This window comes from Pantoea sp. CTOTU46764 (assembly GCF_031974595.1).
GTDB lineage: Bacteria > Pseudomonadota > Gammaproteobacteria > Enterobacterales > Enterobacteriaceae > Pantoea > Pantoea trifolii.
This window is the reverse complement of the sequence record NZ_DALYOQ010000009.1, coordinates 17,761-33,977: the sequence shown is the minus strand read 5'-3', so window position 1 is coordinate 33,977 and position 16,217 is coordinate 17,761. Positions and strand designations below refer to the sequence as shown.

Below are 16,217 nucleotides of genomic sequence, written 5' to 3'. Positions count from 1 at the left end.
TTTCAATATGAGGAGCACAACATGAAGACCTGGTTAATTACTGGTGCCAGCAGCGGGCTGGGCCGATTGATGAGTGAACGTTTACTGGCGCGCGGCGATCGCGTATTGGCAACGGTGCGACGTGAGCAGGCGATGGCCGATCTGCAGCAAACCTACGGCGAACAGCTGCAGATTATTGCGCTGGATTTGGCGCACACCGCCAGCATCGCGCCCGCGATTGAACGCGCTTTTGCCGCCGTCGATCGCATTGATGTGGTGGTGAGCAACGCAGCTTACGGTCTGTTTGGCGCGGCTGAAGAGTTGAGCGATGCGCAGATTGAGCGCCAGATCGTCACCAATCTTACCGGTTCAATCCAGCTGATTCGCGCGGTGATCCCTTTCCTGCGGCAGCAGGGCGGCGGGCGCATCGCGCAGGTTTCCTCCGAAGGCGGCCAAATCGCCTATCCCAACTTCAGCCTGTATCACGCCACGAAATGGGGCATTGAAGGGTTTGTCGAAGCGGTGCGTCAGGAAGTCGCCAGCTTCGGTGTTGATTTCCTGCTGGTGGAACCCGGCCCGACCGCAACCCATTTTGGTGCGGGTCTGGATGTGGCCGATGCGCTGGCGGTTTATCGCGATAACGCCGCAGGCCAGCTGCGCCAGGCGATTTTTTCGGGCGATTTCACCATTGCCGGCGATGCCGGGAAATGCGTCACGGCGATGATCGCCACGCTGGATCAGCCCAGCATGCCGCTGCGATTAGCGCTCGGTAGCACGGCGTATCAGAATATCGAAACGGCGCTGGAAAGCCGGCTGGCAGAACTGCGCGGCCAACGGGATGTGGCGTTTGGCGCGGATGTGTAATCTGTAGGGTCGCCATTCATGGCGACCAAACCGCAAATCAGTAATAATCGCCGTGGCGGTAATCCCAAGACGGGAAGATCTCGGACAGCAGCGCCATAATTTTATCCACATCCAACCCTTTACGAATCAGCACCGGGCACGGCGTGATTTTGCGCTCGCCATTTTGCTGTGGAATCAGACGACCTTCGCTATCAACCATCGATACCATAACGCCTTGTTCATAGCGCACTTTATTGGCATCGTTAGGTTGAATGGATTTCACGTAAGCATTGGCTTCAATAATTAAATCGGCGCGGGCTTCAATACGCTCGCCAATACCTTCGACCAAACCGCGATTTCCCTGCCCAGATGGATTGGCTGAGCTGGCAAAGGAGAATTTCCCGTGAGTATCCCATAATGCTTTTGCGATATTTTCGCCTGGCTTGCCGAATTTAATCACGAAGCAGCTGGTTTGACGGCCATCCATCATCAGCTCTTTTGAGCCATCATCGGGAATACGCGACAGCGCATCATCGCGCCACGGAAGAATACAGCCCAGCAGAATATCTTCATCCCAGTGACGCTGATAAAGCTGGTCGATTTCTGGTGTGAGCTGCGCCAGCGAACGCAGCTGTTCCAGCGAGCCGCACAGCACCACGCCAGGCTTGTTGCGCTTGCGCTGCTTGGCTTCGAACTTACGCTCCAGTCCGGCTTTATCGGAGGTCATGATGATGTAGCCCACTTTGGTTGGGCTAACGATTATGCCGCCATCTTTCGCCAGAATATCGATGGCTTCCGGTTGTAATCCGCCATTCCAGGTTATCTGCTTAGCGCTCATGGAGTTACCCTGTCTGCAAAAAAAGGATATACAGGAATATTACCTGCAATGAAGTTAAGGGCTTGGTAAATTAACCCGATATTTAATCAGGATTAATTTTATAGTTGAAATATCTGTTGCGATAATAGTACTAAAAATATCACTAATGCAATGGGTGAAAATAACGATGAAATTAATAGGGCTAATAATAAATAACGCCTGTGAATTGTAGTGTTATTTACTAAATGGCGCTGAAAAGCGTATTCAGCGCCAGCAATAATCAGAACAGGATGGCGTGCACCATCGCTCGCAGGGCAATACCGAGCATAATGCCGGGCACGGCAAAGCGGAACAGGCGCGGGAATCGGCTCGACAGGCCAAGGTAGATCCCGATGCCGGGCAGATCGAAGGTTTGAATCAGCAATCCCGCCGACGCGTTGATGTTGTGCGCGCTGTATAAGCCTTTCTCCACCAATCCCGCCACCACGCCGTAATAGGCGGTGCCGCCTGCCAGACATTTAGTCAGCGCTGGCAGAATATAAACTTCGGAGATATTTAGCTTATCCAGCAGCGGTGACACCAGACGCGTGAGCGTTTCAATCCCGCCCGCTTCCTTCAAAATACCGACCACCGACAACGAGATAATCAGCATCGGTAGCGAACCCAGCGCCAGACGAATCGCATCGGAACCGGCGCTATTAATGATGCCAATCAGCCCCATTTTCGTTTCGCTGCTGGTGACGGCTTCATCTTCATTCAACAGCGCCGCATCCGAGAGTTTACGGCCAAACAGGTGATAGGTTGCCGCTGCCGCTAATACGCCGCCGCAGATCGAAATAATCAGCGCCGTACTCCAGTGTAATCCCGCCGGAATCAGCGGATAAAAGGTGCTGGCCTGGCCCATGGCAAACAGCATCGCCAACGTGGCCGCCATATGACGATCGGAAGTGCCGCGCTTTTCCATAATGGCGAGCGCCGCCAGCGGGGCCGCAAAGCTGACGAAATTAAGCTGAATCATGGCAAAAAATGCCAGCCCGGTAATACCGAAAGGTTTTAATAACGGCGTGGCATGACGCACAACAAAATCAAGTAGACCTTTGACCTCCAGATATTTCATGATGAATAACATCACCACCATAATCGGAATCAACGTGTAGAGGGCCACGTCTACCGAGGCTTTGCCTGCGGACATAATGATATCGATAATATTCATGCCCGCTTCCGACCTTTGTTCACACCGTTCTCCCCGTAAAAATATTTAAACTGGTAATGCCATTGAATTTTCAGTGCGCATTAATGGCGACCGCCGACAAAGAAATAAATCTTATCCTGTGCATGCATTATTGAGTAGTGAAGAAAACGGAATGTAAATTACAGCCATAAAAAAACCAGCCATGAATAAATGGCTGGTTTTTCATTTCCGACAGGAAATATTAACGCATCGTCACAAACTCTTCCGCCGCCGTTGGGTGAATCGCTACGGTGTTATCGAAGTCTTTCTTGGTCGCGCCCATTTTCAGCGCCACCGCGAAGCCTTGCAGCATCTCATCCATACCGTTGCCGATACCGTGAATGCCGACAATCTTTTCTTCCGGGCCAACGCACACCAGCTTCATGCGGCAAGGCTGGCGATGCTGGGTAACGGCGGTGTACATCGCGGTGAAGGAGGATTTGTACACTTTCACCTGGTCGTCGCCGTACTGTTCGCGCGCCTGCGGTTCGGTCAGTCCCACGGTACCAATTGGCGGATGGCTGAACACCACAGTCGGCACGTTGCTGTAATCCAGATGCTCGTCCGGTTTGTTGTTAAACAGACGCTCGGAGAGACGACGGCCTGCGGCAACGGCCACTGGCGTCAGTTCCACCGCGCCGGTGTTATCGCCCACCGCGTAGATGCCTTTCACGTTGGTGTTCTGGAATTTATCGACGTTGATGTAGCCTTTGTCGTTCAGCACCACGCCGGTTGCCGCCAGATTGAGGTTGTCGGTTGCTGGTTCACGGCCAATCGCCCACACCAGGCAATCGACGGTTTGCTCGTGGCCGCTTTCCAGCTGCAGCGTCAGGCTGCCGTCGGCGTTTTTGATCACGGCTTTCGGAATCGATTCGGTGTGCAGCATTGGGCCTTCGGCTTGCATCACTTCTACCAACGTATCGACGATCAGCGGATCGAAACTGCGCAGCGGCGCATGCTTACGTACGAACAGATGCGTTTCTGCACCCAGCGCATTGACCACGCCCGCCAGTTCCACCGCGATATAGCCTGCGCCCACGACCGCCACGCGTTTTGGCAGGGCATCGAGCTCAAAGAAACCGTCAGAGTCGATACCGTATTCCGCGCCCGGCACGTTGGGATGGCTTGGGCGTCCGCCGGTGGCGATCAGAATATGATCGGCAGTAATGGTTTCACCGTTCACTTCCACGGTATTCGCATCGATAAAGCGCGCGAAGCCTTTGATCACTTCAACCTTGTTTTTACCCAGCACGTTGTCGTACGAGCTGTGAATGCGGTCGATGTAGGCGCTACGGTTTTTCACCAGAATTGACCAGTCAAAACGGTTTACCGTGGTGTCGAAGCCATAATCTGGCCCATAAAGATGAATAGCTTCAGCGATTTGCGCCGCATGCCACATGACCTTTTTCGGTACGCAGCCGACGTTGACACAGGTGCCGCCCAGCTCTTTGGCTTCAATCAGCGCGCACTTCTGGCCATGCATCGCGGCACGGTTAATCGAGGCGATACCGCCGCTGCCGCCGCCGATAGCGAGGTAGTCAAAATGTCTGGTCATCCGTTGTGTCCATCTGTTGGAAGAAAATTGGCATAGAGTTTAACGCTACGATAGCGAGACGCGCAAAGATTGCGCCTATGTTTATGATAGGGTCAAATTCAGGTTCCGCTTACAGGGAAGAATATTATGCAACTGACATTCCTCGGCACCGGCGGCGGTGCGCCCAGCCTGCAACGTAACGTCACCGCGATAGCGCTGACGCTGTCGAAACGCGGCGATACCTGGCTGTTTGACTGCGGCGAGGCGACGCAGCATCAATACATGCGTTCTGCGCTAAAGCCGGGCAAGCTGGAGAAAATCTTCATCACCCATCTGCACGGCGACCACATCTTTGGGCTGCCGGGCTTGCTTACCAGCCGCTCGATGGCCGGTATACCCGAACCAATGACTATTTACGGACCAAAAGGTATTCGCCAGTTTATCGAGACGGCGCTCAGTTTGAGTGGCTCGTACACCTCTTATCCGCTGGAAATTGTCGAGATCGAAGCCGGTTTGGTGCTGGATGACGGCGAAGTGCGCGTGACGGCCTGGCCGATGAATCATGTGATTGAGTGTTATGGCTATCGCATCGAGCAGCACGATAAACCAGGTTTCCTCGATGCGCCGCGTTTGAAGGCTGAAGGCGTACCGCGCGGGCCGTGGTACCAGGATTTGAAAGCGGGTAAGCGCATCCAGCTGGAAGATGGTCGAGAGATCAACGGCGCGGATTATCTTGGCCCGGCAACCAAAGGCAAAGTGCTGGCGATATTTGGTGATACCGCGCCAACCGAGGTGGCGCTGCAGCTGGCCGCGAATGCCGATGTGATGGTGCATGAAACCACGCTGGAGGCGGCGCTGCAGGATAAAGCCAATGGACGCGGCCACTCAACCACCCTTCAGGCCGCCGAAGTGGCGAAACAGTCGGGGGCGAAGCGCATGATCGCCACCCATTTCAGCTCGCGCTATTTGTCTAAGGATCGGGAGAAACTGCTGGCGGAGTGCCAGTCGGTGTTTGCGGCGACCGAGCTGGCACATGATTTCGCGGTGTTCGAGGTTTAGTGCTGTAGCGCCGGATAGGTGAAAAACAGCAGATGCGTCATGTTGAACAGGAAATGGATGCCGGTGGCGACCCACAGGCGTCCGCTCCACTGCCATGCGAGGCCGTAAATCAGCCCGGCGAAGGTGGCAAACACCATCAGCAGCGGCCCGCCGGGAAAATGCGACACGCCAAACAGCAGCGAAGTCAGTAACAGCGCGGCAACGGGGCCGCCTTTCTGGCGCAGGCGCTGTTGCAGATAGCCGCGAAAGAACGCTTCTTCCGCCAGAGACACGAAGAACAGATTCGCCAGCATAAAACTGCCTAACCATTCCGGCCAGTGTGGTTCAACGGCCAGGCCACCTAACTCAACCGCGACATACAGCAGCAGCGGAATCGCCGCCAGCAGCGCCAGCCACAAGATTTTGCGTCGCGGCGGCGCGGATTTGATGCGGAACAGCTGCGGCAAGCAGATGAGCAACACAAATGGAATCAGCGCTTTATCGAAGTTATACGAGAAACTAAAGGGCAGGCTGAGCGGCCCGGCTTGCACATCTTCCACCTGACGCGGATTTTTGAAACCGGGGAAAAAGTGCACAAACAGGCCGATAGCGATGGCAACCAGCGCGGCTTCACTCACCAGCTGAATCCAGCGTGCGTTATTTTCCACGCGAATCCAGGCGATGACGGCAATCGCGCCGAGCAGCACCATCGCTGGCCAATCCAGCACATCTTCGAACAGCCCCAAAATAGTGGCGAGCGTGAGCAGCAGTACCGAAAAACGTTTAGCGGGCGACAGCACAGCAAGTGCGCCAGCCAGAATGATCCACATGATAATTGTCCTGATAGGCTGGCGACGTAGTCAGCGAACTTACTCTGGCACGATCTGCGTGACGCTGAAGTGACCGGTTCCGGCGGGCACCAATTTCTGATGCAGCCAGGGCAGCAGCTCTTCCATCTGCGCTTTCAGCTTCCACGGCGGGTTAATCACGATCATGCCGGAGGCCGTCATGCCGCGCTGATCGCTGTCCGGACGGACCGCCAGCTCAATCTGCAGAATGTTGCGGATATTGGTGGCCTGCAGATCTTTAACCATATGCTTGATCTGCTGACGCATCACCACCGGATACCAAAGCGCAAACACGCCGGTGGCGAAACGCTTGTGACCTTCCTGAATGCCTTTTACCACATCCTGATAATCGCTTTTCATCTCATACGGCGGATCGATCAGAATCAGGCCGCGACGGCTCAGCGGCGGCAGCTTGGCTTTCAGCTGCTGGTAGCCATCGCCACGCGCCACGCGCGCGCGGGAATCTTTGCTGAACTCGGTGCGCAGCAGCGGATAATCGCTGGAGTGCAGCTCGGTCAGCTCCATTTTGTCCTCTTCACGCAGCAGGAAGCGGGCAATCAACGGCGAACCCGGATAATACTTTAAGGTGCCGTGCGGATTGAGATTACGCACCGCCGAGAGATACGGCTTGAGCAGCTCCGGCACATCCGGCTGCTGCCAGATGCGGCCAATGCCTTCCAGATATTCACCGGTACGCTCGGCGTGCTCTCCGCTCAGCAGGTAACGTCCGGCACCGGCGTGGGTATCCAGATAGAGGAAAGGTTTTTCCTTCTCCATCAGGGCGGTGAGGATCAGGCTTTCAACGGTGTGTTTCAGCACGTCGGCATGGTTGCCGGCATGAAAACTGTGGCGATAACTCAGCATAAAGAAAGGGGGTCCGCGGTTGGATCAAAGGGAGTCAAAACATCGTGTGTGGCGCGATTATAGCCGCGCTGCATAAAAATTGCTGACGTTTTGGCGCGAGGCTTAAGTTTGCAAGCAACGGGTCGCTTTAGCCGATTGCGATCAAGCCTGCTTCAGGAAAGTTCGCCGTGTAATAACGCGATACTCGAAATTTCACTACAGATTAAGTAAGTTAGTTTCCGGTAGCGAAACGGTCGCGAGCGAAATGCCAGGTGTTTCTGGCAGGAAACTTTTCGGTTAAGCCGTATAATTTTTTGCTTAAAGCATCTCAAACAACTCCTGGTGACAATAATGAAAAAAATGACTGGTGTCGCGGTGGCAAGCCTATTGGTACTGACTGGCTGCGCGAAACAACAACCCACTCATAGCTTGGTTACGCCGCCGATCGCGGAAGAGCAGCCTGCAGCGCAAAACGCGCCTGAGCAACAAGGTACGCCATTTGTGGCTTCAGCTCCGGCTCAGCCAGCGACCGCTTCATTCAGTGACGACCGTTCGAGCAATATTCAGCAGTGCCGCAAAGAGCTGGACGCGATGCGCCTTTATAGCCAGGCTTCTTATGCCAGCTATCAAGCCGAATTCCAGAAAATCGGTGCGCAGACCAATAAATATCTGCAAATTAAAGATTCAATTGGTGCGGATATTAACGATTTAGTGATGCCGCGTTATCAATTCCAGATTCGTGAATTGTGCTTCCGCATTAAGACACGTCTGTCGCAGCTGATTATTCGCCAGGCCGGTTAAACCACGCGTTTTTAACCACACTCGCTAAGTAACAGCGCGAAATTTCGCGCTGTGGATAGGCTTCATCTCTATTTAGATAATAGGGATGAAGCCTTTTGTGTTCTTAGGGCTGTTACAGGAGATTGTGATGACACAGCGTCATCTGCCGTTTGTCCTTTTCTGCACTGCATTATTATTACCTGCGTTGGCCTCTGCGGCCTCGGAAGAGGAAATGCTGCACGCCTTTGGCGATGCGGCGCGCACGCTACCTTCTGTACCAGTTCAAACTCCAAAACCGCAGCCAAAACCGGTTGCACCAAAAATAATTCAAAAACCTGCCGCTCAGCCGGAACTCCAGACGCAGCTCAACCATCTGCGCGCGCGCGTTATCGAACTGGAAAAGCAGAAAGCCGCTCTGCAATTGAAGAACGAACAGCAGGAAAAGAGGCTACAAGCGAGCAACGATAAACTCACCGCAGAGCTTGAAACAGCGAAAAAGCAGCCCGTTGTTGCGGCGGCACCGCTCACGGATCCCAAAAGTGATGCTGAGCGCGATGGTTATATGTTGGGGCAATCCATCGCCAGCAACGCGGTGGTACAACTGCAGATGGTGAAAGATACCGGCCTCACCATCAGTCTTGAACAGCTCATTGCGGGATTTAGCACACAACTGCAAACCGGCACTTCGGTTATGAACAGTGAAGAGATGTCGCGTCGATATGCGGCAATGCAGGAAGCCATCAATAAAAATATGGGCTCGCTGATCGAGAAAGGCTACGCGCGGTTGAACAAGCAACTCGATAAGCGCAAAAGCCTGTTAACGCAGAATGGCGTGCACTGGTTTACGGTTAAATCAGTTAATGCAAAGCTGATCCCTGAACAGCAAGTGCAGGTGAGTGTGAAAGTCAGTACGTTGAATGGCAAGGTGATCAACGATTTTGCTGATGACAAAGTTCCGTTTGATAACACGCTGCCTCCTTTACTGTATGAAGGGATGTCTTTAACGGGAACCGGTGGCGCTGTGGAAGGCTGGGCGCTGGCGAAAGATATCTTCGAGCGCGAGCCGTTGCCGCCGTGGGTGGCGCCTTACGATGTGATTCACTACCAACTCGCGATTAAATAATCTTCAGCCCGCCTTCTGGCGGGCTTTTCTTCGTTGGTCCAGGCTTAGTGGCATTGATTTTCATGCCATCAAGCCGCATGTTAGTAAAATGCGTCGCGCGAAAGTTCGCGCCACTACTTCATCATGAAAGGACTGCGCTTATGACCAATCCGTTACTCACGCCTTTTTCGCTGCCTCCGTTTTCTGCCATCAAACCTGAACATGTGGTGCCTGCGGTTACCGAAGCGCTAAATGACTGCCGCGCAGCGGTGGAACGCGTTGTGGCACAAGGCGCGCCTTATACCTGGGAAAATCTGGTGCAGCCGCTGGCTGAAGTCGACGATCGCTTAGGTCGCCTGTTCTCGCCGGTCAGTCATTTGAACTCGGTGAAAAACAGCCCGGAGCTGCGTGAAGCCTACGAGCAAACGCTGCCGTTGCTGTCCGAATACAGTACCTGGGTTGGCCAGAATGAAGGTTTGTACCAGGCGTATCGCAACCTGAAAGAGGGCGATAGCTACGCGGCGCTGGATACCGCGCAGAAGAAAGCGGTGGATAACAGCCTGCGTGATTTTGAGCTGTCCGGTATCGGCCTCGATAAAGAGAAGCAGAAGCGCTACGGCGAAATCGCGGCGCGTCTTTCTGAACTGGGTTCGACCTACAGCAACAACGTGCTCGACGCCACCATGGGCTGGAGCAAGCTGGTAACCGATGAAGCGGAACTGGCGGGCATGCCTGAAAGTGCGCTGGCCGCCGCCAAAGCACAGGCCGAAGCCAAAGAGCAACAAGGCTGGCTGCTGACGCTGGATATCCCAAGCTATCTGCCGGTCATGACGTATTGCGACAACGCCGCACTGCGTGAAGAGCTGTATCGCGCGTATTCAACGCGTGCTTCCGAACAGGGCCCGAATGCGGGCAAATGGGACAACGGTCCGGTGATGGCGGAAGAGCTGGCGCTGCGCCATGAACTCGCGCAGCTGCTGGGCTTCGACTCTTACGCTGACAAATCGCTGGCGACCAAAATGGCGGAAAATCCGGCGCAGGTGATCGACTTCCTGACCGATCTGGCGAAACGCGCTCGTCCACAAGGCGAAAAAGAGCTGGCTCAGCTGCGCGCCTTCGCGAAGAAAGAGTACGGCGTCGACGAGATGAATCCGTGGGATCTCACCTATTACGGCGAGAAACAGAAACAGCATCTCTACACCATCAGCGATGAGCAGTTGCGTCCGTACTTCCCGGAAGCGCGCGCGGTGAGCGGCTTGTTCGAGGTGGTTAAACGCATTTACGGCATCACCGCCAAAGAGCGCAAAGACGTCGATGTTTACCATCCAGACGTGCGCTTCTTCGACCTGTTCGACGAAAGTGGTGAACTGCGCGGCAGCTTCTATCTCGATCTCTATGCGCGCGAACACAAGCGTGGCGGCGCGTGGATGGACGATTGCGTCGGCCAGATGCGTAAAGCCGACGGCAGCCTGCAAAAGCCGGTGGCCTATCTCACCTGTAACTTTAACCGTCCGCTGCAGGGCAAACCGGCACTGTTCACGCACGATGAAGTGATCACGCTGTTCCATGAATTCGGTCATGGTCTGCATCATATGCTGACGCGCATCGAAACTCCGGGCGTATCCGGTATCAGCGGTGTGCCGTGGGATGCCGTCGAGCTGCCAAGCCAGTTTATGGAAAACTGGTGCTGGGAGCCGGAAGCGCTGGCGTTTATCTCCGGCCACTACGAAACCGGCGAGCCGTTGCCGAAAGAACTGCTGGATAAAATGCTGGCGGCGAAAAACTATCAGGCGGCGCTGTTTATCCTGCGTCAACTGGAGTTCGGCCTGTTCGATTTCCGTCTGCATACCGAGTTCGATCCTGCGCAAGGCGCACGCATCCTCGAAACCCTGCGTGAAGTGAAGAAGCAGGTTGCCGTGGTGCCAAGCCCGGAATGGGGCCGTTTCCCGCACGCTTTCAGCCATGTATTTGCTGGTGGTTATGCGGCCGGTTATTACAGCTATCTGTGGGCCGACGTGCTGGCTGCCGATGCCTATTCGCGTTTCGAAGAAGAGGGCATTTTCAACCGTCAGACCGGTCAGTCGTTCCTCGATAACATCCTGACGCGTGGCGGTTCCGAAGAGCCAATGGAGCTGTTCAAACGCTTCCGTGGCCGTGAGCCGCAGCTCGATGCAATGCTGGAACACTACGGAATTCAGGGATAAGCCGGCTTGTGAAAATTGGTTTAATTGATGAAACAGGCGCCGGAGACGGCGCCTTATTACATTTAGCCGAGCGCTGGGGTTTGCAGCAGGACGATCAGGCAACGATGGCGCTGGTGTTAACCGCCGAGCACCTTGAGCTGCGTAAGCGGGATGAGCCGAAACTCGGCGGCATCTTCGTGGATTTCGTTTCGGGCGCGATGGCGCATCGGCGCAAGTTTGGCGGCGGTCGCGGCGAAGCGGTGGCGAAAGCGGTCGGCATCAAAAGCGGTTATCTGCCAGATGTGGTTGATGCGACGGCCGGTTTGGGGCGCGATGCGTTTGTGCTGGCGGCGCTGGGCTGTCGCGTGCGCATGCTGGAACGTCATCCGGTGGTCGCGGCCTTGCTGGACGATGGTTTGCGTCGCGGTTATCAGGATGCGGAGATTGGCGGCTGGCTGCGCGATCGGCTTACTTTGCTGCACGCCGTTAGCCAGCAAGCGCTGAGCGATATCACGCCAGCGCCGGATGTGGTTTATCTCGATCCGATGTATCCACATCGCCAGAAAAGCGCGATGGTGAAGAAAGAGATGCGCGTGTTTCAGTCTTTGGTCGGTGCGGATGGCGATGCGGATGCGTTGCTGGAACCGGCGCGTCGGCTGGCGAAAAAGCGCATTGTGGTGAAGCGTCCGGATTATGCGCCGCCGTTAGCGGGCGTGGTGACGCAGGATGCAGTGGTGACCAAAAGCCATCGTTTTGATATTTATCCGCCGCTGAGGTAGAGCGAGTGGTTTTGAGGAGGGTCGCCATGAATGGCGACCCTACGGTTACTCTTCGTCTTCGTCGCGCAGCGGAACAATTAACATGTCGATATGCACGGTGTTAATCAACTGGCGCGCCGATGACATCAGCTTGCTCCAGAAGTCCTGATGGTGACCACACACCACCAAATCCACATCATATTTCTTAATTGCATCCACCAGCACCTGGCCAAGATCGCCGCTGCCGCTCAGGGTTTCACTGATCGGATAACCGGCGTTGATGGACAGCTCTTTCAGCGCGGTGTGCGTCTCTTCAGAAATACGCTTCTGCATGTCACCCAGATTGACGTCAATCAACCCGGTATACAGGTCTGAATAGTTCACATCAACGTGGATCAGCGAGATTTTTGCATCATAAGGACGGGCCAGCGAAACGGCTTTATCAACCAGCAACTGGCTTTCCGGGGAAAGGTCTACTGCAATCAGGATGTGTTTATAAGCCATGATAAAACTCCTTTCTCAAGATTCGGGGCAATCTTCCTGCTTTCACGGTCGGCGATTCCTTTGCGCGAGACGGCGATGAAGCGCCACCAACCAACTATTTCAGCCTTGCAGGCGGTTTTTGTTATGTCCTGAGTATAGCCAGAGTTGTTAACAAATGCTGCAAGCGCAAGTTCGCTTGTGAGGGAGATCAAGCGTTATCGGCTTTTTCACTCGCCCTGAACGAAAATCATCGCTGGAAAAAAATTCAACAGATCTCCTACACTGAAAATAAGTGCCACTGCCGTATGAGTCGCGCACTCAGGTTCGCATAACAACAATGCAATCGACATCATTCAGTGGCTGGTTTATTTCCCGTGCGGCGTCTACAGCAATTCCCCGCTGCGTTCGACGTCGTTGCGGCTCCAGCCGGGAGGGGAACATGATCAGCACTATCGCGCTTTTTTGGGCTCTGTGTGTGGTTTGTCTGGTGAATATGGCGCGCTATTTCTCTTCTTTGCGCTCACTTTTGGCCGTTTTGCGCGGTTGCGATCCGCTGTTATATCAATATGTGGATGGCGCGGGTTTCTTCACGTCGCACGGGCAGCCAAGTAAGCAGGTGCGGCTGGTGCGCTATATCTGGGAGAGGCGCTATCACGATCATCATGACGACGAGTTCATTCGCCGCTGTGAGCGCGTGCGCGGACAGTTTGTGCTGACCAGCGGGCTCTGTTTTTTGGTGGTGGTGAGTTTGATTGCGATGGCGATCTGGCAATAAAAAAGGGCGACATCGCGTCGCCCTCGAATATTTCTGCGCTTTGCTTAGATCAGTTTCAGTGCAATCCAGTAGAGCGAACCCGACAGCAAAATACATACCGGCAAGGTGAACACCCACGCCATAGCGATATTTTTGATGGTGCGACTCTGCAATCCACCGCCATCGACCAGCATAGTACCGGCCACCGACGACGACAGAATGTGCGTGGTAGAAACGGGCATACCGGTGTAACTGGCCACGCCAATAGATACGGCAGCCGTTACCTGCGCCGACATCCCTTGCGCATACGTCATGCCTTTCTTACCGATTTTCTCACCAATGGTGGTGGCAACACGACGCCAGCCAATCATGGTACCGATGCCGAGCGCCAGCGCCACAGCCACAATAATCCAGATCGGTGCGTACTCAACGGTGCCCAGCAAATCGCTTTTCAGCTTGTTGAGGAAGCGCTTATCTTCCGCGCTGGTTTCCGGCAGCTTGGCCACTTTATCCACGGTATCGGAAACGCACAGCAGCAGACGACGCATCTGGCTGCGTTGATCAACCGTCAGCTGATCATAGCTCTGCAGGTTGTTAAGCAGCAGCTGCGCACGATCAATAGCCTGCAGCGCACGGCTGCTGTCGCAATGGAACTCCTGCGGACCGCCAAGCGATTCATCCGGCGTTGGCACCACAGGCGGCGCCAGCTGCATCATGTGCGTCAGCGACTCGTTGTGCTGCTGATAATACTGCTCCAGATGATTGACGGCATCGCGGGTGCGGGTGATGTCATAACCTGATGCATTCAGGTTCACCACAAATCCCGCCGGCGCGACGCCGATCAGCACCAGCATAATCAAGCCAATGCCTTTCTGACCATCGTTAGCGCCGTGTGAGTAGCTCACGCCAATCGCGGAAACGATCAGGGCAATGCGCGTCCAGAACGGAGGCTTTTTCTTGCCATCAATCTTTTCACGGTCAGCAGGCGTCATATGGATGCGTGAACGTTTGGTGGTTCCGCTCCAGTAGCGACGCAGGATAAAGATCAGACCGCCTGCAATCACCAGACCTACAATCGGTGAAAGAATCAGGGACATGAAGATATTGATGACTTTCGGCAGGTTGAGCGCGTCAACCACCGAGGTGCCGGTCATCAGGGCGTTGGTGAGACCAATACCGATGATAGCGCCAATCAATGTGTGAGAACTGGAGGCGGGCAAACCCAAATACCAGGTGCCGAGGTTCCAGATAATCGCGGCCAGCAGCATGGAGAAGACCATAGCCAGGCCGTGGGCCGAACCGACATTCAACAGTAAATCGGTCGGAAGCATGTGAACGATGGCGTACGCCACGCTCAATCCACCAAGCAAAACACCTAAGAAGTTGAAAACACCCGCCATGACAACCGCCAGTTGCGCCCGCATCGCACGGGTATAAATGACAGTCGCGACCGCGTTAGCAGTGTCGTGAAAACCGTTGATTGCTTCGTAAAACAATACAAACAGCAGGGCAAGAACCAATAACAGGCTAGTACTGAGGTCGAGACCAGCAAACAGATGTAGCATAAACGTTACGCCATTTTGGGAGGACATGAACGCGGCGCATTATCTGCGACAACGTGCGCGATATGAAAGAAAAATATAGCTCTTTATTATCTTAAAATTGTAATGCAGCGTATAGATTTAGCTGAAAACGGCTAAAAATTAGTGAGTTACATTATGACACATTTACGGCATTTTTTTGAAGCTGGCGCTAAAAGCCGCAAATCCCTACAATCAGCGCCTTTCAGGCAAGGCGGATAAAAGCAGTGGAAAAGTTTGACGTTATCATTATTGGGGCAGGCGCAGCCGGCATGTTCTGCGCGGCGCAGGCGGGACAATTGGGTCGTCGCGTATTGCTGCTGGATAACGGCAAAAAAGCCGGTCGCAAGATATTGATGTCGGGTGGCGGTCGCTGCAACTTCACCAACATGCATACCGAGCCCGCTGCGTACCTGTCGCACAACCCGCATTTCTGTAAATCGGCGCTGGCGCGTTACAACCAGTGGGATTTCATCGATCTGGTCAATCGTCACGGCATTGCGTATCACGAGAAAACGCTGGGACAATTATTCTGCGATGACTCCGCGCAGCAGATTGTCGATTTGCTACTGAAAGAGTGTGATGCCGGGCAAGTGACGCTGCGACTGCGCAGTGAAGTGCTGAGCGTCGAGCGCGACGACAGCGGCTATACCTTACAGCTGAACGGTACTTTGGTGCAGGCCGAAAAACTGGTGATCGCCAGCGGCGGGCTCTCGATGCCGGGCCTCGGCGCCACGCCGTTTGGCTACAAAGTGGCGGAGCAGTTCGGCCTGAAAGTGTTCCCGACGCGCGCGGCATTGGTGCCGTTCACGCTGCATAAACCGCTGCTGGAACAGCTCAACACGCTGTCGGGCGTCGCGCTGCCCACCACCATCACCGCGCAGGATGGCACCTTATTTAAAGAGGCGATGCTGTTTACCCATCGCGGCTTATCGGGCCCTGCGGTGCTGCAAATCTCCAGCTACTGGCAGCCGGGCGAATTCGTCACCATTGATTTATCACCCGCCACTTCGCTGGATGATTTCATTCATGTGCAGCGCGAAGCGCATCCCAACCTCAGCCTGAAAAACAGCCTGGCGAAAATTCTGCCAAAACGTTTGGTTGAGGTGCTGCAGGAGCTGAAGCAGATTCCTGACGTCACGCTGAAGCAGCTGAACAGCAAGCAGCAGGGCGAGCTGGTTAATATGCTGCATCAGTGGCGCGTGCAGCCGAACGGCACTGAAGGTTATCGCACCGCCGAAGTGACGCTGGGCGGCGTTGACACCACCCAGCTGTCATCAAAAACCATGGAAGCGCGCGATGTGCCTGGCTTATTCTTTATCGGCGAAGTGGTGGACGTTACCGGCTGGCTGGGCGGTTACAACTTCCAGTGGGCATGGAGCTCGGCCTGGGCGTGCGCGCAGGCACTTTAATTCACGTCGCTATCATGGCGCGCTTCACTCTT

General features: G+C 54.6%; 15 protein-coding genes. 8 read left to right on the top strand and 7 right to left on the bottom strand.

The genetic code is table 11. From position 1 onward, the window contains the following. The first annotated feature begins 21 nt into the window (after nucleotides 1–21). Nucleotides 22–843 (top strand): SDR family oxidoreductase, encoded by an 822-nt coding sequence (locus RTM06_RS05380; RefSeq protein WP_312180485.1) that lies wholly within the window; start codon nucleotides 22–24, stop codon nucleotides 841–843. A 37-nt stretch (nucleotides 844–880) separates the two neighbouring features. On the opposite strand, the gene RTM06_RS05375 is transcribed toward RTM06_RS05380, so the two are convergent. The 3 genes from RTM06_RS05375 to gorA form a co-directional block, all read right to left on the bottom strand. Further along, nucleotides 881–1,660: a Sua5/YciO/YrdC/YwlC family protein gene (locus tag RTM06_RS05375; RefSeq protein WP_312180483.1), complete on the bottom strand. Its 780-nt coding sequence runs from the start codon at nucleotides 1,658–1,660 to the stop codon at nucleotides 881–883. Between the two features lie 259 nt (nucleotides 1,661–1,919). Beyond that, entirely contained in the window at nucleotides 1,920–2,852 is a 933-nt protein-coding gene (locus tag RTM06_RS05370) for a nucleoside recognition family protein (protein ID WP_312180481.1), read from the bottom strand. 220 nt (nucleotides 2,853–3,072) lie between these two features. Next, the gene (gorA, locus tag RTM06_RS05365) at nucleotides 3,073–4,425 is read right to left on the bottom strand and encodes a glutathione-disulfide reductase (protein WP_312180479.1); all 1,353 of its coding nucleotides are present in this window, start codon (nucleotides 4,423–4,425) and stop codon (nucleotides 3,073–3,075) included. Nucleotides 4,426–4,551: 126 nt separating this feature from the next. Here gorA and rnz point away from each other — a divergent pair, with 126 nt between their 5' ends. After that, nucleotides 4,552–5,463: a ribonuclease Z gene (gene rnz / locus RTM06_RS05360; RefSeq protein WP_256697732.1), complete on the top strand. Its 912-nt coding sequence runs from the start codon at nucleotides 4,552–4,554 to the stop codon at nucleotides 5,461–5,463. Here the strand turns inward: rnz and RTM06_RS05355 are convergent. Beyond that, on the bottom strand, nucleotides 5,460–6,272 hold the full coding sequence (locus tag RTM06_RS05355) for a CPBP family intramembrane glutamic endopeptidase (protein WP_312180477.1): 813 nt from the start codon (nucleotides 6,270–6,272) through the stop codon (nucleotides 5,460–5,462). The two genes, rnz and RTM06_RS05355, sit on opposite strands and share 4 nt — an antisense overlap. Nucleotides 6,273–6,311: 39 nt before the next feature. Continuing rightward, on the bottom strand, nucleotides 6,312–7,154 hold the full coding sequence (locus RTM06_RS05350; protein WP_007889903.1) for a 23S rRNA (adenine(2030)-N(6))-methyltransferase RlmJ: 843 nt from the start codon (nucleotides 7,152–7,154) through the stop codon (nucleotides 6,312–6,314). Nucleotides 7,155–7,484: 330 nt separating this feature from the next. Here RTM06_RS05350 and RTM06_RS05345 point away from each other — a divergent pair, with 330 nt between their 5' ends. The 4 genes from RTM06_RS05345 to rsmJ all read left to right on the top strand — a co-directional run bounded on the left by RTM06_RS05345 (nucleotide 7,485) and on the right by rsmJ (nucleotide 11,977). Next, nucleotides 7,485–7,934 (top strand): hypothetical protein, encoded by a 450-nt coding sequence (locus RTM06_RS05345; RefSeq protein ID WP_312180476.1) that lies wholly within the window; start codon nucleotides 7,485–7,487, stop codon nucleotides 7,932–7,934. A 127-nt stretch (nucleotides 7,935–8,061) separates the two neighbouring features. Beyond that, entirely contained in the window at nucleotides 8,062–9,036 is a 975-nt protein-coding gene (locus tag RTM06_RS05340; RefSeq protein ID WP_312180475.1) for an FKBP-type peptidyl-prolyl cis-trans isomerase N-terminal domain-containing protein, read from the top strand. 140 nt (nucleotides 9,037–9,176) lie between these two features. Continuing rightward, entirely contained in the window at nucleotides 9,177–11,219 is a 2,043-nt protein-coding gene (gene prlC, locus RTM06_RS05335) for an oligopeptidase A (RefSeq protein ID WP_110867662.1), read from the top strand. Between the two features lie 8 nt (nucleotides 11,220–11,227). After that, on the top strand, nucleotides 11,228–11,977 hold the full coding sequence (gene rsmJ / locus RTM06_RS05330) for a 16S rRNA (guanine(1516)-N(2))-methyltransferase RsmJ (protein ID WP_312180471.1): 750 nt from the start codon (nucleotides 11,228–11,230) through the stop codon (nucleotides 11,975–11,977). 45 nt (nucleotides 11,978–12,022) lie between these two features. On the opposite strand, the gene uspA is transcribed toward rsmJ, so the two are convergent. Further along, nucleotides 12,023–12,460, bottom strand: coding sequence for a universal stress protein UspA (gene uspA / locus RTM06_RS05325; RefSeq protein WP_007889892.1), 438 nt, complete (start codon nucleotides 12,458–12,460; stop codon nucleotides 12,023–12,025). Between the two features lie 418 nt (nucleotides 12,461–12,878). Between uspA and uspB the strand changes: the two genes are divergently transcribed. Further along, nucleotides 12,879–13,214, top strand: coding sequence for a universal stress protein UspB (uspB, locus tag RTM06_RS05320; protein WP_256697726.1), 336 nt, complete (start codon nucleotides 12,879–12,881; stop codon nucleotides 13,212–13,214). A 44-nt stretch (nucleotides 13,215–13,258) separates the two neighbouring features. On the opposite strand, the gene pitA is transcribed toward uspB, so the two are convergent. Further along, complete coding sequence (gene pitA, locus RTM06_RS05315; RefSeq protein WP_312180577.1) at nucleotides 13,259–14,758, bottom strand: inorganic phosphate transporter PitA; 1,500 nt, start codon at nucleotides 14,756–14,758, stop codon at nucleotides 13,259–13,261. Nucleotides 14,759–15,000: 242 nt separating this feature from the next. Between pitA and RTM06_RS05310 the strand changes: the two genes are divergently transcribed. Then, nucleotides 15,001–16,185 carry an NAD(P)/FAD-dependent oxidoreductase gene (locus tag RTM06_RS05310; protein WP_312180467.1) on the top strand — a complete coding sequence of 395 codons (1,185 nt, stop codon included), beginning with the start codon at nucleotides 15,001–15,003 and terminating at the stop codon, nucleotides 16,183–16,185. The last annotated feature ends 32 nt before the right edge of the window (nucleotides 16,186–16,217 follow it).